This window comes from Echinicola arenosa (assembly GCF_014841125.1).
Classification (GTDB): Bacteria; Bacteroidota; Bacteroidia; order Cytophagales; family Cyclobacteriaceae; genus Echinicola; species Echinicola arenosa.
Window position 1 is genome coordinate 1 of the sequence record NZ_JACYTQ010000010.1, and the last position, 21395, is coordinate 21395.

At 39.9% G+C, this 21395-nt stretch carries 21 protein-coding genes and 1 pseudogene; 17 read left to right on the forward strand and 5 right to left on the reverse strand.

Features of this window, described 5'->3' with window-relative positions; genetic code table 11:
- Nucleotides 1-259: 259 nt before the first annotated feature.
- Both IFO69_RS19745 and IFO69_RS19750 read left to right on the forward strand, forming a co-directional pair.
- Entirely contained in the window at nucleotides 260-664 is a 405-nt protein-coding gene (locus tag IFO69_RS19745; RefSeq protein WP_192011875.1) for a hypothetical protein, read from the forward strand.
- Nucleotides 661-966 carry a hypothetical protein gene (locus IFO69_RS19750; RefSeq protein ID WP_192011876.1) on the forward strand — a complete coding sequence of 102 codons (306 nt, stop codon included), beginning with the start codon at nucleotides 661-663 and terminating at the stop codon, nucleotides 964-966. Before IFO69_RS19745 ends, IFO69_RS19750 begins: the two co-directional genes overlap by 4 nt.
- 248 nt (nucleotides 967-1214) lie before the next feature.
- Here the strand turns inward: IFO69_RS19750 and IFO69_RS21885 are convergent.
- Nucleotides 1215-1379: pseudogene (locus IFO69_RS21885) on the reverse strand (IS91 family transposase); the annotation flags it as partial.
- A 341-nt stretch (nucleotides 1380-1720) separates the two neighbouring features.
- On the opposite strand from IFO69_RS21885, the gene IFO69_RS19760 reads away from it, so the two are divergent.
- The 7 genes from IFO69_RS19760 (at nucleotide 1721) to IFO69_RS19790 (ending at nucleotide 8932) form a co-directional block, all read left to right on the forward strand.
- Nucleotides 1721-2281, forward strand: coding sequence for a hypothetical protein (locus IFO69_RS19760; RefSeq protein WP_192011878.1), 561 nt, complete (start codon nucleotides 1721-1723; stop codon nucleotides 2279-2281).
- 114 nt (nucleotides 2282-2395) lie between these two features.
- Complete coding sequence (locus tag IFO69_RS19765; protein WP_192011879.1) at nucleotides 2396-2875, forward strand: lysozyme inhibitor LprI family protein; 480 nt, start codon at nucleotides 2396-2398, stop codon at nucleotides 2873-2875.
- A 195-nt stretch (nucleotides 2876-3070) separates the two neighbouring features.
- Nucleotides 3071-3520 carry a hypothetical protein gene (locus IFO69_RS19770; RefSeq protein ID WP_192011880.1) on the forward strand — a complete coding sequence of 150 codons (450 nt, stop codon included), beginning with the start codon at nucleotides 3071-3073 and terminating at the stop codon, nucleotides 3518-3520.
- Between the two features lie 233 nt (nucleotides 3521-3753).
- Nucleotides 3754-4245 carry a hypothetical protein gene (locus IFO69_RS19775; protein WP_192011881.1) on the forward strand — a complete coding sequence of 164 codons (492 nt, stop codon included), beginning with the start codon at nucleotides 3754-3756 and terminating at the stop codon, nucleotides 4243-4245.
- A gap of 375 nt (nucleotides 4246-4620) precedes the next feature.
- Nucleotides 4621-5667, forward strand: a complete 1047-nt coding sequence (locus tag IFO69_RS19780; RefSeq protein WP_192011882.1) for a serine hydrolase domain-containing protein — start codon at nucleotides 4621-4623, stop codon at nucleotides 5665-5667.
- Nucleotides 5668-5770: 103 nt separating this feature from the next.
- Nucleotides 5771-5947, forward strand: a complete 177-nt coding sequence (locus IFO69_RS19785; protein WP_192011883.1) for a hypothetical protein — start codon at nucleotides 5771-5773, stop codon at nucleotides 5945-5947.
- A gap of 183 nt (nucleotides 5948-6130) precedes the next feature.
- Nucleotides 6131-8932, forward strand: coding sequence for a bifunctional aconitate hydratase 2/2-methylisocitrate dehydratase (locus tag IFO69_RS19790; protein WP_192011884.1), 2802 nt, complete (start codon nucleotides 6131-6133; stop codon nucleotides 8930-8932).
- A gap of 487 nt (nucleotides 8933-9419) precedes the next feature.
- Here IFO69_RS19790 and IFO69_RS19795 read toward each other — a convergent pair whose 3' ends face one another.
- Nucleotides 9420-9788, reverse strand: a complete 369-nt coding sequence (locus tag IFO69_RS19795) for a winged helix-turn-helix transcriptional regulator (RefSeq protein ID WP_192011885.1) — start codon at nucleotides 9786-9788, stop codon at nucleotides 9420-9422.
- Between the two features lie 125 nt (nucleotides 9789-9913).
- Here IFO69_RS19795 and IFO69_RS19800 point away from each other — a divergent pair, with 125 nt between their 5' ends.
- From IFO69_RS19800 to IFO69_RS19815, 4 genes are all read left to right on the forward strand, one after another.
- The gene (locus IFO69_RS19800) at nucleotides 9914-10708 is read left to right on the forward strand and encodes an SDR family oxidoreductase (RefSeq protein ID WP_192011886.1); all 795 of its coding nucleotides are present in this window, start codon (nucleotides 9914-9916) and stop codon (nucleotides 10706-10708) included.
- A 22-nt stretch (nucleotides 10709-10730) separates the two neighbouring features.
- Nucleotides 10731-11045, forward strand: coding sequence for a nuclear transport factor 2 family protein (locus IFO69_RS19805; protein WP_192011887.1), 315 nt, complete (start codon nucleotides 10731-10733; stop codon nucleotides 11043-11045).
- Nucleotides 11046-11397: 352 nt separating this feature from the next.
- Entirely contained in the window at nucleotides 11398-12492 is a 1095-nt protein-coding gene (locus tag IFO69_RS19810) for a hypothetical protein (RefSeq protein WP_192011888.1), read from the forward strand.
- Nucleotides 12493-12610: 118 nt separating this feature from the next.
- Nucleotides 12611-12763: a hypothetical protein gene (locus IFO69_RS19815; protein WP_192012020.1), complete on the forward strand. Its 153-nt coding sequence runs from the start codon at nucleotides 12611-12613 to the stop codon at nucleotides 12761-12763.
- A 7-nt stretch (nucleotides 12764-12770) separates the two neighbouring features.
- Here IFO69_RS19815 and IFO69_RS19820 read toward each other — a convergent pair whose 3' ends face one another.
- The 3 genes from IFO69_RS19820 to IFO69_RS19830 form a co-directional block, all read right to left on the reverse strand.
- Nucleotides 12771-13391: a class I SAM-dependent methyltransferase gene (locus tag IFO69_RS19820; protein ID WP_192011889.1), complete on the reverse strand. Its 621-nt coding sequence runs from the start codon at nucleotides 13389-13391 to the stop codon at nucleotides 12771-12773.
- A 74-nt stretch (nucleotides 13392-13465) separates the two neighbouring features.
- Nucleotides 13466-13924 (reverse strand): hypothetical protein, encoded by a 459-nt coding sequence (locus IFO69_RS19825; protein WP_192011890.1) that lies wholly within the window; start codon nucleotides 13922-13924, stop codon nucleotides 13466-13468.
- 80 nt (nucleotides 13925-14004) lie between these two features.
- Nucleotides 14005-14358, reverse strand: a complete 354-nt coding sequence (locus IFO69_RS19830; RefSeq protein WP_192011891.1) for a DUF3127 domain-containing protein — start codon at nucleotides 14356-14358, stop codon at nucleotides 14005-14007.
- A 314-nt stretch (nucleotides 14359-14672) separates the two neighbouring features.
- Here IFO69_RS19830 and IFO69_RS19835 point away from each other — a divergent pair, with 314 nt between their 5' ends.
- The 4 genes from IFO69_RS19835 to metG all read left to right on the forward strand — a co-directional run bounded on the left by IFO69_RS19835 (nucleotide 14673) and on the right by metG (nucleotide 21256).
- Nucleotides 14673-16031 carry an MATE family efflux transporter gene (locus IFO69_RS19835; protein ID WP_192011892.1) on the forward strand — a complete coding sequence of 453 codons (1359 nt, stop codon included), beginning with the start codon at nucleotides 14673-14675 and terminating at the stop codon, nucleotides 16029-16031.
- 51 nt (nucleotides 16032-16082) lie between these two features.
- The gene (locus IFO69_RS19840) at nucleotides 16083-17672 is read left to right on the forward strand and encodes an ATP-dependent DNA helicase (protein ID WP_192011893.1); all 1590 of its coding nucleotides are present in this window, start codon (nucleotides 16083-16085) and stop codon (nucleotides 17670-17672) included.
- A gap of 245 nt (nucleotides 17673-17917) precedes the next feature.
- On the forward strand, nucleotides 17918-19099 hold the full coding sequence (locus IFO69_RS19845; RefSeq protein ID WP_192011894.1) for an MFS transporter: 1182 nt from the start codon (nucleotides 17918-17920) through the stop codon (nucleotides 19097-19099).
- Nucleotides 19100-19195: 96 nt separating this feature from the next.
- Nucleotides 19196-21256, forward strand: coding sequence for a methionine--tRNA ligase (metG, locus tag IFO69_RS19850; protein ID WP_192011895.1), 2061 nt, complete (start codon nucleotides 19196-19198; stop codon nucleotides 21254-21256).
- Nucleotides 21257-21395 lie beyond the last annotated feature (139 nt).

A 21395-nucleotide genomic window follows, 5' to 3' on the forward strand; every position in this document is an offset into this window, starting at 1 on the left:
GCCTTTCCAATGATGGTCTGGCTTTTTTTTCATAGCTTAAAATGTTAAAATTTACGATAAGGCTAATTTAGGAAGATCCGGACAATCATGCCGGCTTCCTGCTTTAGCTGGATTCGTTCAACACCGTGTATAGCTCATTGCGGCTGAATTCCTAATCGGAATTCATTGCAATTAACTATCTTTGGTCTACGGCAGGAAAGAATCCTGCGGATTTTTCCGCAACAAGCCATACACAAAAACGTTGTAGCGCATTTGAAGAATGACCGAATTAATTTCAGCATATAAGTTTCAAGAAGACAAAGAAGCAATTAAAAGATTGCAAGAAGTTTCTAGTGATCCAAAGTCCGATTATGGACTTAAAACGGAAAATGGACTTTTAATTGGCACTAAAGAATGGTTTCGGGCAACTGAAGACGGTCGACTTTCAAAAGAGACAATAAGGGGGACAATTTCTAAGGTGTATATGTCTGGACATAATGACTGGCCAGAATTTGAAATGGAAAATGAAAGTGGAAAATCGACTTGGACGAGAGAAGGGAACGACAAACTATATCAAGTCGATAAACTTGTTGAAATTGACTACGTGATTCAGAAATACAAACGTCCTTGGGATATGCTTGGCCCTACAACAAAAAAGGTGATTGAAATTAGAATTGAAAAATGAAAACAGAGACTGTAAATACAATTGTCCTTAATGAGAACAATGAGTTGATGTTAAAAATAACAGGAGAAGGAAACCCTTCTTATCAGTATGTTTATCGAGAAGCCGCAGGTGTATACTGGGACGAAAAAGAAAAGGGTTTTAAGTCAACACCTTTAAGAGAATGGACAGTATCTAAATGGTTCTTCCATATCAAGGACATAGTAAAAATCGGTTTGAATTTGAGTTTAGAAATGGATAACAACATTACTTGGGAAAACATACCCACTGACGAACAAGAAAAAATTAAAAACGCGCTACAATAACTAAGCATTCTGACGGCTGGAACAGCCTAGTCTGAATGCAGTGTTGAACGAGTGGTGCTGTGAATGGGTTAAATTATGGGGAAAGCTATTTCCTCTTTTGTATTTTTGGAGGTTGGAGCTTGAAAAATCCGGTACCTGAGCGGCGTTTTTGCCTGCTATTTGGTGGTGTTTAGGTTTTTCTTTGCCTGCTTTGTGGGCTTTGGAACAGCTTATGGGCTGTTTTTTGGTTTTTGGGCATAGGTTTCCCCTTACACCGTTTGGTGTACCGACTGTTGTTTTCTGATTTTGTTCACCCAAAAGACTGGTGGCCCCCTTTGGTCGAAGCGTGCCACCGTATGCAGTGTGCCGGTCCTGCAGCATGGGCATTTCCTGAAGGGGGAAAGGGGCTTTTCGCTTTTTTTCAGGAGCACTTCTTAGCCTTTTGAACTGAAGGGCAAATCCCGGAACATTTTCAATGGCCCTTTCAATGATGGTCTGGCTTTTTTTCATAGCTTAAAATGTTTAAAATTTACGATAAGGCTAATTTAGGAAGATCCGGACAATCATGCCGGCTTCCTGCTTTAGCTGGATTCGTTCAACAAATGCTATGAATGAATGGGGTTTTATCGGTAAGGATACTGTTGTGGGGATTGGAAAGTCCACCACAAGTTTTAATTTTAAATCAAGGCGTGGCTATGTGCGAGACGAGAGGTTAGTGCTTTCTAATCCCCACCTCTTTATAGCTGGATGTTAGGCAAAATTTAAATCAACTAATATGGAAGAAATAATAAACTCACTTTTAGACAAACCACTCGCATTCATTATTACAATAGGTGGTATAATATTTTTAGGTTTATCTGGAATTACAAAGGCTTTTAAAATTGAAGTTGATAGAAAAAACAGCATAAGACTTTTTTGGGCTGGACTGTCATTGCTAATTATTGGAATTCCAATCTATTATTTAGGTGACAACCAATTATCACCTGACTTAGATGTCAAGCTACTTAAAGTAGAGTTTTTTAAAAATGATGCTGGACATATTTGCGAGGAATCTTTAATACACATAAGAGAGACTTATCAGATTAAAAATGCAGAAGGAGAAAAATTTACAAAGGTTATTTTAAGTCAAGGTGGGATACATTCTCAAGATATAATTTATCAAGATAAAAGTGGAAATTATGCAATAAACTATTGTTACAACCCAGATTTTGAAAGAACATTTAGAACTGTAATTATGTCCAGTTCAGGAAAGACAAGTAATATAATAAAATACAAAATATCTTCAGAAGATGTTTCTCAAATTCAAGAACAGGCGCCTCGCCTAGTGAGATATTAAAACTTTGGCTAACAAAAATATATTGCATTAGGCAAATAGTTCTAAATATGAAGTTTATAGCGCTTAATTGCCAAACGCAACATATTCAAACCGTTGTGTATAATTCCCTAAATCATGAAAATAAAACTACTTTTACCTTTCCTGATTCTATTTACATCTTGTTGCAGCACTGAAAAAAAAGACAAGAATAATAATATTTCTGACCATGAAATAGCTTTAGTGCAAGAGGCTAATGATTACAAAATGGTATTAGACAACTTGACTAAAGTAAATCAAGAAAAACTTGATACAGGAAATGGAATGTTAGAAACCGAAAAGGCTTATTATTTCCAAATGGATAGCATGCTGAACGTTGTCTACAAAGACCTGATTAAATCGAACAACAAAACCAACTATGAAAAATTAAGGGAGCAACAGAGACAATGGCTTAAGGAACGGGACATTTTTTTCCGAAATATCCAAGATGAATACCAGAAAGAATCAGGTGAAATTGGCTTTTTACCGAATGATTATAAATTAATGGTATATGGAGAAAAATCTTCATTTGTAAAAGAAAGAGTCTTAGCTCTAATAAATTTACTAGAGGAAAAATAACTATACATAGAAACTGAACATTCGTGTGGCTGGATCGATCAAGCCTGCCAAAGTGGACAGGTGGGCTGACGGCTTGCCGCGTGGTTTTTTCTCTTCTGCTATCTTTGGTCACAGCCGACAGTTTAGCGTTTGTAAAATCCGCCCAAAAGCTCAGTAGCAACGTTGTAGAACATTTAGGAAAATCCGAAATCTGAATTGAAAAAAGAAACTTTAATAATAATTTCGACTGTATTAATTTTACTGTCATTCTGGCTCGGAATGAAAGTTGAGCGTGAATTAGCAAGTTGGGACGAAATCGGAAAACCTGTATTTGAAAAGGAACAGATTTACTTCCCTAATAAAAAAACCTCTCTTTATCTGAAAAGCAAAAATTGGGGATTGACTGCTGACCACAAAATTTCTGTGATTTCGACAAAGTCAGACCTTGAATTTCAACCTGACTCAATCTCTGAATATATTTTTCACGGATTTGGTGGAATAATTTACAAGATGGAAAATGACACTCTGAAAATTTATTCAACTCAAAAACCGAAAACACCACCGAAATTTGAATCAGATATAAACGTGGAAATAATAGAAATTAAGGATAATCTGGAGTGGATTAAACTAAATGACAAGATTAAAAACGAATATCAAAAATTTTAATAAAAAACGTTTTAACAATTTATAACCGCAATTACAGTAGATTCGACTACTTCCGAATCCACTCGGAATTGCTATCATAAGTTCTTAACCGAAGAAAAGTAATTTCCACCCAGCTGACGGTTATAGGATACCGTTAGATGCCACCAGAAGATAAAATGCGACTGCGGAAAATATTGATAGAACTTCACTTGACTACTTTAACGATAGCGATTTTGAATGCAATTATTAAATCGTTGACAGCATACAGTCTTGGAGGAAACATAGCGTTTGGAATTAAGGTTTTAGCGGTTATCAGTGGACTGATACTTTTCTTTTTCTATTTGAAACCATTTAAGAAAATAACCCTCTATTTCTCGATTTACCCATTAATTGGAGTTTTGTCGATGCTCGGACTAATTTTTCGTGGAATAGTTTGGGCATTAGTTTTATCAGTAGTCTTATTTCCGTTGATTCCTGACGAAAAAGAATTTGAGGAAAACGAAATTATCATCTCGACTCCGTTTCAAGGATTTATGGCACCTTGCTGCCCATACGAAATTAAGGAACGACAATTACTGATACTTGAGAAAAATTACGGAAAATGGGAATTAGAAGGAGAAGGTCCAATTGACTTTGAAACAGTAGAGATTAGTTCTAACGACAACGAAATCGAAATAACCTACTCGACTAACTTTGATGAAGGAGTGATTAAGAAAAAGAAAATAAATAAATACGGTAATAACTAAACTACTAATTATTCTGACGGTTGGAACTGCCAACCCTGCCAAAGTGGACAGGCAGGCCTAACCTTTGTCAGGCAAACCTGAATGCAGTGCGGAACGAATTGTTGCTGGAAATGGGTTAGTTCTGGGAAAAGCTTTTTCTTTTTTATTTTTCGTGGTTTGTTGATGGTTTTTTCGGAGCTTTGTTTTTTTACTTTGATACTGCTTTATGGACGGTTGTTTTGGTTTTGGAGTGAAGTGTCCCCCTAAGCTCTGCTGTCCCCATATCCACTCGCTATTGCCAAGATTAGCCCTAAACCCAAAATTACTATCTTTAATCTTGTAACAAGCGGTTATGCGAGACCACTTTTACAATTGAGAAAACCACATTCCTGTATCATGACAAAGAAAAAAACAAAGCTATTCCTGCGGATGATATTTATTATGGCGTCCATAGCGTCCTTATTCTTTGTTCCATGGCTCTTGGTCAAGGCGTGGATACTTCCACTGCCTGATACTGTTCAGGAACAGGTAGAAGAAGCTATCGGCCATGGGTTTGAAGGAATGATTGTTTATGTGGACCAAACGGGTAAACCCCCTCAGTACTTTGCTTCTGGTTGGCATAATCGAGAATCCAAGATCCCTGCCAATCCAAAGGCATTATTTAAAATTGCCAGCATTAGCAAGCTATATGATGCCGTGGCGGTTACCAAATTGGTCAGTGATGGGCGGCTTTCTCTAGATAAAACCATCGCCGATTATTTGCCTAATCTTAAGGGAAGAATCGAAAACGCTGACAAAATCACTTTGAGGTTGATGATACAGCATAGAAGTGGCATTCCCAATTTTACAGATGTTCCCAACTTTTGGGCTGCACCAACGGAGACTTATGAGGGAAGTCTTGCATTGATCCTGGACAAGCCAGCCAACTTTGAACCCGGAGAAGACTATGAATATTGTAATACCAATTATCTTCTCATTGGTAAGATAATGGATGATGTGCTGGGTTATGGTCACTTTCAGTTCGTTCAGGAAAGAATTCTAGCCCCGCTAAACCTAAACCATACTTATGGTTCACTCAGTGAAGTGAATATGGACAGTGTGATGAGTGGCTATCATGTAGGCCATCCCTTTGATTTAAAAGGAGACGACTATGGCATGTTGGCGACAGCAGAAGATGTAGGCACTTTTCTGAGAGCATTGAATGATGGATCATTGTTTGAACAGGGAGAACAGGAAATATATGCTTCCATTTATGAGTATAAACATGCAGGTTGGGTTCCGGGATACCAAAGTTTTGCAGCATACCACAAAGACCTTGATGCGGTTATTGTCGAGTTCTATAGTACCACTGATCCTAAACTGTACAATTGGAACTTGTCAGAAATCATCAACAACAGAATTGTGAAAATTCTGAAAAGACACAAAAGCAAAAAACAAAGTTAACCTGTACGCTTTATAGCCAAGATGGTTTACAAAAGTTCAGTGCTTTTAACAGCACCGCCTTATGGTTGATTTAGTTCGTAGAATATCAATTTTATGGAAGCTCATGAAATTACATATGGCTTTTATGAATGATCAGTTTAAAAATCTGATTATCCGCTTTGATGCCAGTAACCATACATCCATTGCTCAAGTGGTCGGAAGCCTGTCTAACTGCCAGATAGATCTGAAGACCAAAGCAGTTGATACTTTAATCAAAAGGGTATTTTCTACTCGCTTTTAATCTTTACTGGTAGAATTGCGGATATACAAATTTAAAAATGAACACGGCGTTTTGGCTCAGCGCATACTTCAAAGATTATTGCTTCTGAAAAAAGATCTGCTAAAGATTTTCTAAAACTGGGGTAAAGTTCGTATTTTCACTGCTTTATTTTTTAAAATGAGTTCTTCTAGAAAAGATAAAAACATGAGTACATATAGCGAATATTTAAAACAGATTGTTGATAGAGAAGCCCAAGGGCTTCACCCTTTACCTATTGATGGAGCCGAATTGCTCAGTGAAATCATTGAACAAATCAAAGATGAAAATCACGAGCATAGAAAGGATTCCCTTAATTTCTTTATTTATAATGTGTTGCCCGGTACTACAAGTGCTGCAAGTGTAAAGGCTCAGTTTTTAAAAGAGATCATTCTCGGTAAATCAGTTGTAAAAGAAATATCACCTTCCTTTGCTTTCGAACAATTATCGCACATGAAAGGAGGGCCTTCCATAGATGTGTTATTGGATTTGGCCTTAGGCACGGATCAGGTTATAGCTGAAGAAGCCGCAAATGTTTTGAAAACGCAAGTTTTCTTGTACGAGGCTGATATGGAGCGCTTAGAAAATGCATTCAAAAAGGGCAGCCCAATTGCGAAAGAGCTGTTGGAAAGCTACGCCAAAGCAGAATTTTTCACCCAATTACCCGAAGTAGAGGAAGAAATAAAAGTAGTAACCTTTGTAGCCGGAGTGGGCGATATTTCTACCGATTTGCTCTCACCAGGTAAAGAAGCGCATTCAAGAGCAGACAGAGAGCTGCATGGTCAATGTATGTTTGAATTTGATGAAGTAAGGCAAAAGGAACTACTGGAATTAAAAGAAGCCCACCCTGATAAAAGAGTAATGCTATTGGCCGAAAAAGGCACAATGGGTGTAGGCTCTTCAAGAATGTCTGGGGTAAACAATGTTGCCCTGTGGATTGGAAAACAAGCAAGCCCTTACGTTCCATATATCAATATTGCTCCTATTGTTGCAGGAACAAATGGCATATCCCCTATTTTCTTAACTACTGTTGGCGTTACAGGTGGTATTGGTTTAGATTTGAAAAACTGGGTAAAACAGGTTGATGATGAGGGTAACCTGATCGTGGATGAAAATGGTGACCCTATATTAAAACAAACCTATTCTGTTGATACGGGAACCGTTCTTACAATTAATACAAAAACCAAAAAGCTATACGATAGTGAGGGCGAAGAGCTGATTGATATAGCTTCTGCCCTAACTCCTCAGAAAATGGAGTTCATAAGAGCCAAAGGATCTTATGCCGTTGTTTTCGGTAAAAAGCTACAAACTTTTGCAGCCAATACATTAGGAATCGATGTGCCTCCTGTTTATGCTCCTTCCAAAGAGGTTACGCATAAAGGTCAGGGACTTACAGCTGTAGAAAAAATATTTAACAAAAATGCAGTTGGTACTTCCGGAGCAACTCTACACGCAGGATCCTACGTTCGGGTCAATGTAAATATTGTAGGTTCGCAAGATACGACAGGATTGATGACTTCACAGGAGTTAGAGATGATGGCCGCTACGGTAATTTCACCAATTGTTGATGCCGGATATCAATCAGGTTGCCATACGGCCTCTGTCTGGGATTTGAAAGCACAAGCGAATACCCCCAGATTAATGAAATTTATGAACGACTTTGGATTAATTACCGGTCGTGATCCTAAAGAAGTTTATCATCCATTAACTGATGTAATCCATAAAGTACTTAACGATATTACTATTGATGATTGGGCGATTATCATTGGAGGTGATTCCCATACAAGAATGTCAAAAGGAGTAGCTTTTGGTGCAGATTCAGGTACGGTAGCGCTTGCTTTAGCTACTGGTGAAGCATCCATGTCCATTCCGGAATCTGTAAAAGTAACTTTTAAGGGAAAAATGGCAGACTCCATGGATTTCCGTGATGTAGTTCACGCCACACAGGCACAGATGCTCAAGCATTTTAAGGGGGAAAATGTATTTCAAGGTAGAATTATAGAAGTACATATTGGTACCCTGCTTGCAGACCAGGCATTTACCTTTACGGATTGGACGGCCGAAATGAAAGCAAAAGCATCTATTTGTATTTCACAACCTGATACGCTTATTCAGTCTTTAGAAATAGCCAAGAGCCGAATCAAAATAATGATTGAAAAAGGCATGGACAATGAAAAGCAGGTGCTTCAAAGTCTTATAGACAAAGCAAATAAAAGGATTGATGAGATTAAGTCTGGCGAAAAACCACCGTTGGCTCCCGACGAAAATGCTAAATATTATGCAGAATTTGAGGTTGACTTAGATATCATTGATGAACCGATGATTGCTGACCCGGATGTAAATAATGAAGATGTTTCCAGGCGATACACTCACGACACTATTCGGGAATTATCTTACTATGGTGGTGATAAAATTGTCGATCTTGGTTTTGTTGGCTCTTGTATGGTTCACAAAGGGGATATTAAGATCGTAGCCAAAATGTTGAAAAACTTGGAAGAATTATACGGTAAAGTAGAATTCAAGGCACCACTTGTAGTAGCCGCTCCAACCTATAATATCATTGAGGAGCTAAAAGAAGAAGGTGATTGGGAAATATTGGAGAAATACTCCGGTTTTGAGTTTAATGATACCGATCCAAAAACTACTGCTCGTACAGAATACGAAAATATATTGTATTTGGAGCGTCCTGGGTGCAACCTTTGCATGGGTAACCAAGAAAAAGCAGAAAAAGGAGATACGGTTATGGCTACTTCCACTCGCTTATTTCAAGGGCGGGTTGTAGCAGATTCTGAACGTAAGAAAGGAGAATCTTTATTGGCTTCAACTCCAGTTGTAGTACTGTCTGCTATTCTCGGAAGAATACCAACAATAGAAGAGTATAAATATGCCGTGAAAGATATTAAGCTGACTCAGTTTGCCCCACCACTTGGTAAAATGACGACCAAGCCTGGGCATTTACTTTCCTTTTAGGCCCGTTTAATTATTGAGATAATTGCAAGAGATACTAATTGAGTTTGGTTGTCTAAAATCTGGTCTTGAAGACTATAAAACAACTTATATTTTAAAAGATTGATTTAAAATCAATCGGGTTATCCGCAATGGTTCCAGTAACCTTTAACTTTGTTAAACCGGTTAGGGGCTTGAAGACCGGAGTAATCAATAGCTTAACCAAAACGAACATTTGGATATACTGTTGATCAATACTGGTGCCATTGCGGGTATACATAAAAGAAAACTTATTTTTTGGAGCGGCTTAAGGTGGGGTGTGTACATTTAATGGGAAAACATTTGATTAATACCTTTCTGATTATCCGCTATGATGCCAGTAACCATGCATCCTTTGTTCAAGTGGTCAGAAGCCTGTCTAATTGCCAGGTAGAACTATAGTCTGAAGACCGAAGCGGTCAATATCAGTTTTTTATTGGTGTTGGCATATAGGTAGCTTTTTGTCCTTCAACTAATGATTTTCAGGATTTAGGCGTTGTAAAATGACTTTTCGCAGACGCTCCTCATTTTCATCTCCCCAATTTCCCAGCGCCGTAATCACGGGAACCAATGTTTTACCAAATTCAGTTAAGCTGTACTCCACTTTTGGAGGGACTACAGGATAGATTTTTCTGATTACCAATTCGTGTTCTTCCAACTCTTTGAGTTGGATATTCAGCACACGTCTGGTGGCATCCGGAATTTTGCGTTGCAATTCACTTGGGCGCTTATGCCCTTCATTGATAAACCACAGCAATCGGATTTTCCACTTGCCATACAGTACCTCACCTATGAGGTCCAAACCACAATTTAGATTGGGCAGAATTTTTCTTTCATACATAGACCAAAAATAAAACTATGTTCCAAAAAGGTCAATAGGGGAAAAATTTATCCCTACGTGAATCGTATTTCCGTACTTGTGTGGGCTGTACATAAGTTTGAAATTTGTATGAAATGATTTAAAGGATGGAACAAGAAATTAATTTCAATAAGGATTTAACAGGCAAGATAGCTCTGGTAACAGGAGGTACAAAAGGAACAGGAGAAGCGATTGCGGCAAGGCTATCCGAAGCAGGAGCCAGTGTTATCATCACGGCAAGAAATCCACCTAAGCAACGCGGTCAAATGACACATTTTATATCTGCAGATTTAAGCACAGCTACAGGTACAAAAAAAGTAGTCGAAGAAGTATTGTCCAAATATGGAAGGCTGGACATTTTAGTAAATAACCTGGGCGGTTCTGAAACCACCGGTGGTGGATTTGCTGTACTGACAGATGAAGACTGGGAACAATCTCTTCAGACCAATCTACTTGCACCGGTCCGTTTGGACAGAGGGTTTTTACCATCAATGGTGGCACAGCAAAGTGGTGTGATTGTGCATATAGCATCCATCCAAGGAAGGTTACCCTTGCACGACTCCACGCTACCTTACGCTGCAGCGAAAGCAGGATTAATCAACTACAGCAAAGGTTTGTCCAAAGAAGTTTCACCAAAAGGTGTGAGGGTTTTGACCGTATCACCAGGTTGGATAATGACATCATCTGCAGAAAGAATGATTGAGCGACTTTCAGAAAGCTCCCGCATAACAAAAGATCAAGCAACAAAAAACGTGATGGAAGCATTGGGAGGAATCCCTTACGGCAAGCCTGCACTACCCAAGGAAGTTGCTGATTTGGTTGGCTTTTTGGTTTCTCCCAGCGCCAATTATCTGACAGGTACCGAATTTATAATCGATGGAGGAACTATCCCGACCATCTAATAATCATCTAAAAATAAAGAACATGAACTTACCAAATGTAGTGAACGAATTAGTGAAAGCGCAAGACAATTTTGATAGCAAAGCTTATGCAGATTGTTTTGCTGAAACAGCCATTGTTTTTGATGAAGGAAAAACATATCACGGAAAAAAGGAAATAGAGAACTGGATAGATAAGGCTAATCGAGAATATCAGGTTACGATGAAACCGCTGGAATATTTGGAAAAAGCCCAGATCTTAAAAGCGGAAGTTTCAGGAGCCTTTCCCGGAAGTCCACTTGTTTTGACCTATCAATATGAATTTGAGGACAAGCTGATTAAATCACTGAAAATTGTATAAAGAAGGGAGCCATTGGGGAAAGCGCGTATGCATCACTGGCAGTTTTGGCCATTGAAGCATACGTGTTAACCTTGGTGATCTCTTCTCTTGAAAGTATTTTTTGTGCAAAAGACTGATACCTTACTTGGGACTAGTGTCCAACCAAAACCTTTGTTGCCTGTTTTTATCCATCGAGTGCACCCTGAATTTTTTTTCATCACTAAAACTGACATGACAACTGGTATAGAAGTGTCTCTTTCATTTTACTTGAAGGTTTGTGCTTATAATTCAGTAACTTAATCAGCAAACAGAGGGCTTCTAAAGTATTAAAAGTTTTTTTAAGCTTATTGGCAAAGATCTAAAACAATAGGATATGAACCAGAAGATTGTATGGTTGGCCGTTTGCATCGGATTATTGATGGTTACGATGGGATTTCTTTTACTTGACCATCATCCAAAGCCAAAAACCATGATTGCCATAAAAGGAGCACAGTTTTACATCAATAATGAGGTTACCTATAAAGAAAGATATTGGAATTCTCAAAAGATCGAAGGGCTGTTGTTCAACGCGAGAATGGTGCAAGGGATCTTTGACGACTTAAATCCAAAAACAAGAGGGAATTTTATCTATCCTGATACCAAAAAGTGGAGTCCTGAAAGAAACACCCGTGAATTTGTAAAGGCCATGGCCAGCTGGAAATCACATGGCTTGCTCGCCTTTACCTTGAATTTACAAGGGGGAAGTCCTACAGGTTATGGCAATAAGGATTGGATAAACTCTACTTTCGATAGTCTCGGAAACCTTAGGTCAGCATATATAAATAGGCTAGAGAAAATTTTAGAAAGGGCAGATGAATTGAATATGGTGGTTATTCTCGGCTATTTTTATTTTGGGCAAGATCAAGTTTTGAAAGATGAGCCTGCGGTGATCAACGCCGTGGACAATATCACCCGCTGGATTATAAGAAAAGGGTATGGCAACGTGTTAATTGAAATAAACAATGAGTGTGACATTCACTACGATCATGATATTCTAAAACCAGATCGCGTCACTGAACTGATCAAAAGGGTGAAAAAGATCAGCAGAAACCAACTATTGGTAAGTACAAGTTACAGCGGCAAAAAAGTACCCTCAGATACGATCATCAGGCATTCGGATTTTGTGTTGCTTCATGGCAATGGAGCAAGCCCAGAGGATATCACGGATTTAGTAGATCGAGTAAGGGCTTCAGCAGCCTACTCCCCCAAACCTATCCTATTCAATGAAGATGATCATTATGATTATGACCTAGAAACCAATAATTTATTTTCATCTATAGCCAGTTATGCATCTTGGGGTTATTTTGATTTTAGAAGGGATGGTGAAGGCTATGAGTCAGGTTTTCAAAGTGTTCCGGTGGACTGGGAAATAAATTCCAAGCGTAAAATACAGTTTTTTGAAAAGTTGAAAGAAATTACCGGAAATTAGAGAAAGTGGGCTTGAATTTAGCCAAGATAATTTTCCAAAGTTCAAAGTTGATCTTGGTGATTTAAATTTTATGCTGGCATTTCCAACATAATCCAATTGGTGCTGTATTTTTACCCTTATGATTGATTTTAAAAAGAATATCAAATTTCGGTTGGGATCTGAAGACTGGGAAATGCCTTTGGGAGTATTGCTGCTTTTGATAGCTATTGCATTGGGCTTAATGATTGCTGGGGCTTATTTTGGTTTTGAATTTGGGAAATCCGTGAGCTGACTTTACCCTACTTTTTTCTAAAACTTCCAAACACAAAATGTTGTATGGTCCCCGTGGGAGTGATATGCTGTATTTCCTGACTTTCCAGTGGTACAAAATCGTTTTTAAACCTTTTGGTAAGTGTTTGAGCGGAATATTGTTTGATGGCTATGCCGCTACATTTTTTCGGTCCAATTTCTGAGAATGTACCGATCATCATATAAGCATTTCGTTTGAGACTTTTGCTGGCATTGTAGACATAGGCTTGGATATCTATTTCTTCAGTTAAGAAGTGAAAGGCCGCTCGGTCGTGCCAAATGTCATAGGCTTCAATAACCTGAAAATTGGTTATGTCTTTGACGATCCATTTAACTTTTTTGGCCTGATCTCCCAATCTTTGTTTGGCACGTTCAATGGCCTGATGAGCGATATCGAGAACCGTGATGTCCTGATAGCCCATTTTCAGCAAGTGGTCGACCAAAAAGCTATCCCCTCCCCCGACATCGATAATTTTCGCGGTAAGGGGCAAGCCTGTTTGCTGGATAAATTCCAAGGAAGTTTCGGGCTTTTTCTGGTACCAGCTGACTTCCTGAAGCTTTTTGGTCTGATAGATATTTTCCCAGTGATCTTTGGGGTTAAAGGGAGCCATTTTTTGTTCTCGGGGTTTTATACAATGGAAGGTATCATGAGCGGTGAAAGCAACAGCGCTTAAGGATTGAGCCACTAGTCTAAAAACAGTCCCCAGCCATCATCATATTTATTGGAAGGATCAAAACCTTTGACCCACTGCACAAATAGTCCTTGAAAATCACTGATGGCATCCCGAAGCAATTGCAGGTGTTCCTCGGCATGAGTGTCCACCATGGCCACAGAGTAGGTCATGGAGTTAAGGTGTCTGGCATGTACTTTCATAAAGACGGCATTTTCCATTTTCAGGATAAAATCATCTACTCCTTCTGCACCAGCAAACTTCCCACAGATAACGGTGGCATCTTCCAACATAAAAGTTCCATACATCTCTTTGGCGGTTTCATCAAGTGCGCCTACCAAAGCTTCGGTGAGGTGCATGATGTCATCGGCCTTTTGCATCAAAGGATGTTTCCTGATCCGATCCTGTTCTTTTCTAAAATCTTCTTCATCTCCGCTGTCCCAGTTGTCATCGTCTTCAAAATCGTCCCACATAGGTTATTTCTGTTTTATACTCAAAAAAAAAGCGATCATATGATCGCTTAAATATAGTCTTTTTGAGAAATCTCTACCTATTAGAAAGGCAAAATATCTTCTCCACTGTCATCATTGAAAGTAGTGACTTCCGGTGAGCCTGCACTTGCCTGTCCACCAGCTGGGCTGTCTCCTTGCTTGTCCACTCTCCAAACTTTCACATCTGTGTACCATCGACTGTTAAATTCGCGACTTTCAATCTCGATTCCGGCCTTTACCGCATCACCCTGCTGCATGTTGAATTGATCGATCTTATCTCCCCAAACTGTCATGCAAACTTTTTTAGGATACTGTCCTTCTGTTTCTAGGACATAGTCTCTTTTTCTCCAAGTTCCGTTTCTTCCGTTTCCAGATTGTTCTGGAAGGACTTGAATGATTTTACCAGTAATTTCCATATAGCTATATAATTTTTATTTTTTTCCGAACCACGAAGGTACTCAATCACGCTCTCTATTAAAAAATACTCTTCCTAATTTATCAAAGTTTTTTGACTCCACCTATTGCGAGCGATGATAAGGTTAATTGATGTTAAGTTGATATAAAATAGTTATGAAGTGTTGTAAATTATAAATGAACAGTGTTTTTTTTACAGGAGGATGGTAGTTGTTTTCTAGAATTCTTTTATCGGTGAAAAGGAAATAGTAAAGTATTGATCAGGCTCGGACTTTTATTTCTATGTGAATGTTTATCTTTGAATCAATTGATTTTTATGGGGGCATCAAAAGAGAAAACATACACCGAGGGAAAGATCATTACCGCATTGACACAATTGGCTATTCCGATTATTTTGGCCAATGTATTGCAGACCGCCTATCAGTTGATTGATACCTTCTGGCTGGGGCGTCTTGGTGCCAATGCTGTGGCAGCGGTGAGTATCAGTTTTCCCATCCTATTTTTGATCCTTTCATTAGGGGCTGGGTTGACTTTGGCCGGGACTGTCTTTGTGTCCCAGCATAAGGGAGCCAATGACCAATCTAAAGTAAATTATGCTTCCTCACAGACAGTGATTGTGGTATTTGTGGTGTCTGTATTTTTGGCGTTGATTGGTTATTTCTCTGCAGGTCCATTGATGAGATTGATTGGTGCTGGGCCAGAGGTGCTGTCAGATTCGGTATCCTACTTTAAAGTGTCCGCATTGGGCTTTGTCTTTCTCTTTATGTTTTTTGTCTTCCAGTCTTTGATGCGTGGCATTGGTAATGTCCTGTTGCCTGTCTATGTGATTCTGGTGACGGTCTTTTTGAATTTGATTTTGGATCCCCTATTTATTTATGGTTTTGGACCTGTTCCTGGATTTGGGGTGTCAGGAGCTGCTGTGGCCAGTGTAATCACACAGGGTTTGTCCGCGGTGGCCGGAATGTATATTCTTTGGAAGGGAAAACATGGGATTAGAATTCATTTTTCAGAAATGAAATTTGATTGGCCATGGACCAAGAAGCTCTTTCAGTTAGGTTTGCCCTCCAGTATGGAACAGTCTGCCCGGGCTTTAGGCATGACCATGATGGTGGTTTTGGTAACCAGTTTTGGCAGTGAAGTAGTGGCAGCCTATGGTATTGGGGCGAGGATTTTGAGTTTTGTGATTATTCCTGCTTTGGGTTTGGCCATTGCGACCACCACTTTGGTGGGGCAGAATATCGGTGCCCGCAAGACCAAAAGAGCTGAGAAGACTGGGTTCTTAAGTACTAAGATTGCTTTTTTTGGTTTGACGGGAATAGGAGCTTTGCTCTTTGTTTTTGCCGAAAACCTGGTTCGTTTTTTTGTGCCCAATGAACCACAGGTAATTCATGATGGGGCTTTGTTTATCAAAATTATGGGGCCTAGTTTTGGTTTTTTGGGGGTACAGCAAGTGATCAATGGCACCTTTAATGGAGCTGGTTTTACGAAAGCGTCCATGTTTATCTCTTTTTTGAACCTTTGGATCATCAGGTTTCCCTTGGGATATTACTTGGCCTATCATACGAGTTTAGCGCATGAAGGAATTTATTGGGCCTTCCCTATCTCCAACTGGATTTCTGCCACAGTTGCCTTTGTCTATTTCAAAATGGGCTATTGGAAAAAGCGCTTAATTTAGTTTGGCTAGTAGGCAGGTGCCTTCAGCTGATAAAAAATAGTACATTTGCCTATGGCTTTTTCCATCAAGGACTATTTATACCAAGAATTTTCATCCCAAGGACTCGACACCAGCAACGAGGCATTTATCCATGCTTTGGAGGTGGCTTTGTTTTCTGAGAGGTCTTTGTTTCTTACAGGAAAAGCAGGAACAGGCAAAACTACCTTTCTTCATACCCTAAGGAAGCTTAACCGGGACAAAAATATGGCAGTGGTCGCACCTACTGGAGTGGCGGCCATCAATGCCAAGGGAAAAACCATCCATTCGTTTTTTAAGATCGATCCGCGGCAAATATTTTTGCCTGGCGACCCTCGTTTGCAGCCGAAGGCCAAGGAAAAAGGCATGTCCATCTTTGAGCAGTTTCAGTACCGCAAAAAACACCGAGACCTTTTGAACCGCATGGATATTTTGGTGATTGACGAGGTTTCTATGGTGCGGGTGGAGATTTTGGACGTGATCGATCAATTATTGAGGGTGTACAGAAAGAAGATGCATTTACCCTTTGGAGGGGTGCAGATGATCTTTATCGGTGATCCTTTCCAATTGCCTCCAGTAGTGAGAAGCACGGATTGGGAACATTTGGCGCCCCATTATCAGTCGAGGTTTTTCTTTTCTTCGCATGCTTTTAAAGCCCTTCAGCCGATTCATATTGAATTGCAAAAAATCTACAGGCAAAAGGATGAGCAGTTTAAGGATATACTCAACAGGATCCGAGAAAGTGACCACTCAGAGGAAGATTTAAGGATTCTAAATGCCACAGCCAGTAAATACCAGTTTGAGTTATTGGATCAGGAGTATATCCTTATTGGCACACACAATGCCACTATATCCGAAATCAATAAGCAGAAACTGGCAGAGCTGAAAAAGGAGCCACGCACTTACCCTGCCGAAATCAAGGATGATTTTCCACTGAATTTGGCTCCTTTTGATCCGATCGACCTGACTTTGAAGTTGGGGGCGCAAGTGATCTTTATGCGGAACAATGCCGAAGGGAGATATTATAATGGAATGATCGGAAAAGTTTCCAAAATGGAAAATGACCTGATTGAAGTGGAGGACCGTCGGGGTTTTATCTATGAGGTTCGCAGGGAAACTTGGGAAAATGTGGAGTTTGTCTATAACGAGGCAGAAGAACATTTGGAGGCTAAAATTATTGGAACGTTTACCCAGTTTCCACTTAAATTGGCTTGGGCCATTACCGTTCACAAAAGCCAGGGGCTTACTTTTGAAAGGGCCATTTTGGACATCAGCAGGTCATTTGAAGCTGGACAGGCCTATGTGGCCTTAAGTCGGTGCACCAACTTGGAAGGTTTGGTACTGAAGTCCCCCATAGGAGTTCAAAGTGTCAAAGTGAGCCCGGATAGTTTGGACTTTAGCCGCCAGCGGCTGGCCGCAGAACAGATAGAAAAAGAATTGAAAATGGCAAGGGCCATGCAATTGTTGAAGCATGCCTTCCGGGCCTTTAGGCAGGGAGAATATGATTTGGCCCAGCAGATGTTTGATGAAGTGCAGGCCGTTCATGATGTGACCAGTTATCCCAAATGGCAGCAGTTTTTAAAGCTAAAAGGTCAGTTGGAGGATCGGTATTATTGTAGGAATTAAATTGAGTTAAGTAACCCTATTTTTGGATAGCCCTAAGAAGTGATATAGCTCCTATAGTCACTTTTCTTATAATGCTGGGTTTTATGCTTGTTAATGATACGGTAGATAAATTGAAATCAAAATACTGAAGAGTTGAGATAAACTACTTTGATGCAATCGTTTATTGTGTTTTTAATTGAAAAAGCATAGGCCTTATTGCTGAAAAAGTCCTTTTCTTTGTAAGACAAACCTATCGGTAAAGACCTATGAACTTATTAAGAAAGAGGCGTATAGCACTAAGCGGACTTTTTTTTCTTGCGGGATTGAGCTTTGCATCGTGGGCTTCCAGAATCCCTGATTTTCAGCAATTATTTGATTTAAGCGAAGGACAATTAGGAACATTGTTGTTGGGGATGCCCTTGGGATCGTTGATCGCGCTGCCTTTGGCAGGTTGGGCCGTGGACAAATATGGAAGCCGTACAGTTATCATAGTGGGGAGTATGTTTTATGCTGTGTCGCTTTTGAGCTTAGGCTATACGATGAGTGTTTTTCAACTTGGAGCTGCAGTAATTATTTTCGGAATGATGGGAAACATCATGAATATTTCCTTGAATACCCAGGCTTTGTTGGTGGAGGATGGCTATCAAAGAAGCATCCTGGCTTCCTTTCATGGATTATGGAGTTTGGCAGGTTTTGCCGGTGCAGGCATTGGTGCATTGATGATTAAATTGAAATGGGAACCTAAGTTGCACTATTGGGTAGTGGCTGGGATCATGATCTTGATTCTTCTATCAGCTTACCGATTACTTTTCAAAGAAGAAAAAAAAGGTAGCGGTGGAGGGCTGGTGCTGAAAAAGCCTGATGCGATTCTGTTAAGAGTGGGTTTGGTAGGATTTTTTGGGATGATGTGCGAGGGATGTATGTTTGATTGGAGCGGAGTTTATCTCAAAAAGGTGGTTATGGCAGGGGCTGATTTAGTGCCTTTGGGGTATGTGACTTTTATGGCAGCAATGGCTTCAGGACGTTTTTTTTCGGATACACTGGCCAATAGGTGGAGTAAAATTGTGATGCTTAGAATTTCTGGTGGGTTAATCGGCTTGGGCTTAATCCTTGCAGTGGCAGTTCCTACCTTTTGGGCAGCAGTAACCGGGTTTTTACTGGTTGGTTTTGGTACAGCATCAGTGATTCCTTTGTCATACAGTATAGCAGGTCGTTCAAAAATGTATTCACCTGGAATTGCTTTAGCCTTGGTCAGCACTATTTCGTTTTTCGGTTTTTTGTTGGGACCACCTCTGATCGGCTTTATTGCCGAAATCTTTAACCTTCAGGTTTCCTTTACGGTGATAGCATTGATGGGGACTTGCATCACCTTATTGGTAAGTATAAAAACACAGATATTTGATGCCCACAAAACTCCAGCGACTAAAAAGGTAAGCACTAGTTCTTGATTTGGGATAATTACTTTTCGAAGCAAGTAAATTCGCCAAAAATCGGTTGTGGGTTTATTCTCTTAAAAAAATCAAATTTCCCTATCTTTGCAGCCTATGAGCAAAAGAGATTTCAAAAGATATACAGTTACTTCCGCTTTGCCTTACGCAAACGGACCTTTACATATTGGGCATTTAGCAGGATGTTATATTCCTTCTGATATTTATGTGCGTTATTTGCGTTCATTAGGTAAGGATGTGGCCTACATCTGTGGCTCTGATGAGCATGGAGTAGCGATCACCATCAAGGCCAAAAAAGAAGGGGTGACTCCACAAGAAATAGTGGATCGATACCACGGTATCATGAAGTCCAGTTTTGAGGAGTTTGGAATCAGTTTTGACCATTATTCCAGAACCAGTGCACCAGTGCATCATGAGACAGCTTCATCTTTCTTTACAGACCTTTATGAGAAGGGAGAGTTTTTGGAGCAATCCACCGAGCAGTACTATGATGAGGAGGCGGGCCAGTTTCTGGCAGATAGGTATATAGAAGGAACTTGTCCTAAGTGTGGCTATGATCAAGCTTATGGAGATCAGTGCGAGAAGTGTGGGACATCATTGAGTCCTACTGACCTAATCAACCCTAAATCAAAGTTAAGTGGAAACTCACCTGTTTTGAAAGAAACCAAACATTGGTTTTTGGATTTGGCCAGGTATACGGATTTCCTGAAGAAGTGGATTTTGGTTGACCATAAGGGGGATTGGAAAAACAACGTATTGGGCCAATGCCGATCGTGGTTAGAGGCAGGAGATGGCCTTCAGGCACGTTCTATGACCCGTGACATGGATTGGGGAGTTCCTGTTCCGGTAGAAGGGGCTGAAGGGAAGGTTTTATATGTGTGGTTCGACGCACCTATTGGCTATATTTCTTCTACTAAGGAATGGGCGGCGGAAAAAGGCTTGGACTGGGAGCCCTATTGGAAAGACCAAGATACCAAATTGGTACATTTTATAGGAAAGGATAATATTGTTTTTCATTGCATCATATTCCCGGCAATATTAAAGACACATGGGGAATATGTGCTTCCAGACAATGTGCCGGCCAATGAATTTTTGAATTTGGAAGGAGACAAAATTTCAACTTCAAGGAATTGGGCGGTATGGTTGCATGAGTATTTGAAAGACTTCCCCGGCAAGCAAGATGTGTTAAGGTATGTCCTAACAGCAAATGCGCCTGAAACCAAGGACAATGACTTTACTTGGAAAGACTTCCAAGGAAGAAACAACTCTGAATTGGTCGCCATTTTTGGGAATTTTGTCAATAGGGCTGTCGTACTTACCCACAAATACTTCCATGGATCCATTCCGGAAAGAGGCGATCTGTCACCTTATGACCAAGAAGTGATTGATGAGTTGAAAGCATATCCAGACAAAATTGCCGCTTCCATTGAAAAATACAGATTCAGAGAAGCCTTGAGTTTGGTAATGGATTTTGCCAGACTTGGTAACAAATATTTAGCGGATACCGAGCCTTGGAAGACCATAAAAGAAGATAAGGAGAGAACAGCAACCATCTTAAATATAGCGCTCAACATTGCTGCCAATTTAGGGGTTGTTTGTGAGCCGTTTTTACCGTATACCGCGGAAAAATTATCAAGCATGCTAAATACAAGAGGCTTGAAATGGACTGATGCAGGAGCTGATAATTTATTGAAAGGGGGAGAAGAGATTGGAAAGGCAGAGTTGTTATTTGAAAAAGTAGAGGATGAAGTCGTTGATGCTCAAGTTCAAAAATTAATGGAAGCAAAGAAGCAAAATGAAGCCGCAAATGCTACCGTGCCTGCAGTGAAGGAAAATATTTCTTTTGATGACTTTACCAAGCTAGATCTTCGAGTTGTGACGGTTTTGGAAGCTGAAAAAATGAAGAAGTCAAAAAAGTTGATAAAGCTGACAGTAGACACTGGCTTGGAAAAAAGGACGGTACTGAGTGGAATAGCAGAGCATTTTAATCCTGAAGAATTAATAGGTAAACAAGTAACCATGTTGATTAATTTGGCTCCTAGGAAAATGATGGGCGTTGAGTCTGAAGGTATGATATTGATGGCTGAAGATAAAGATGGGGCATTGCGATTAATGATGCCACATGAAACTACAGCACCGGGATCACCAATAAGTTAAGCCTGGACAGAGCTCCCTAAGTTATTTGATTAGGGAGCTTTTTTTTACCTCTCCATAAATGCGAATAAAGAATATATTTTTGCCAAAATTTATCGATCCTTTCAGGAGATTGGGTTAAAGGGGCTGATTTTTAGCGGGA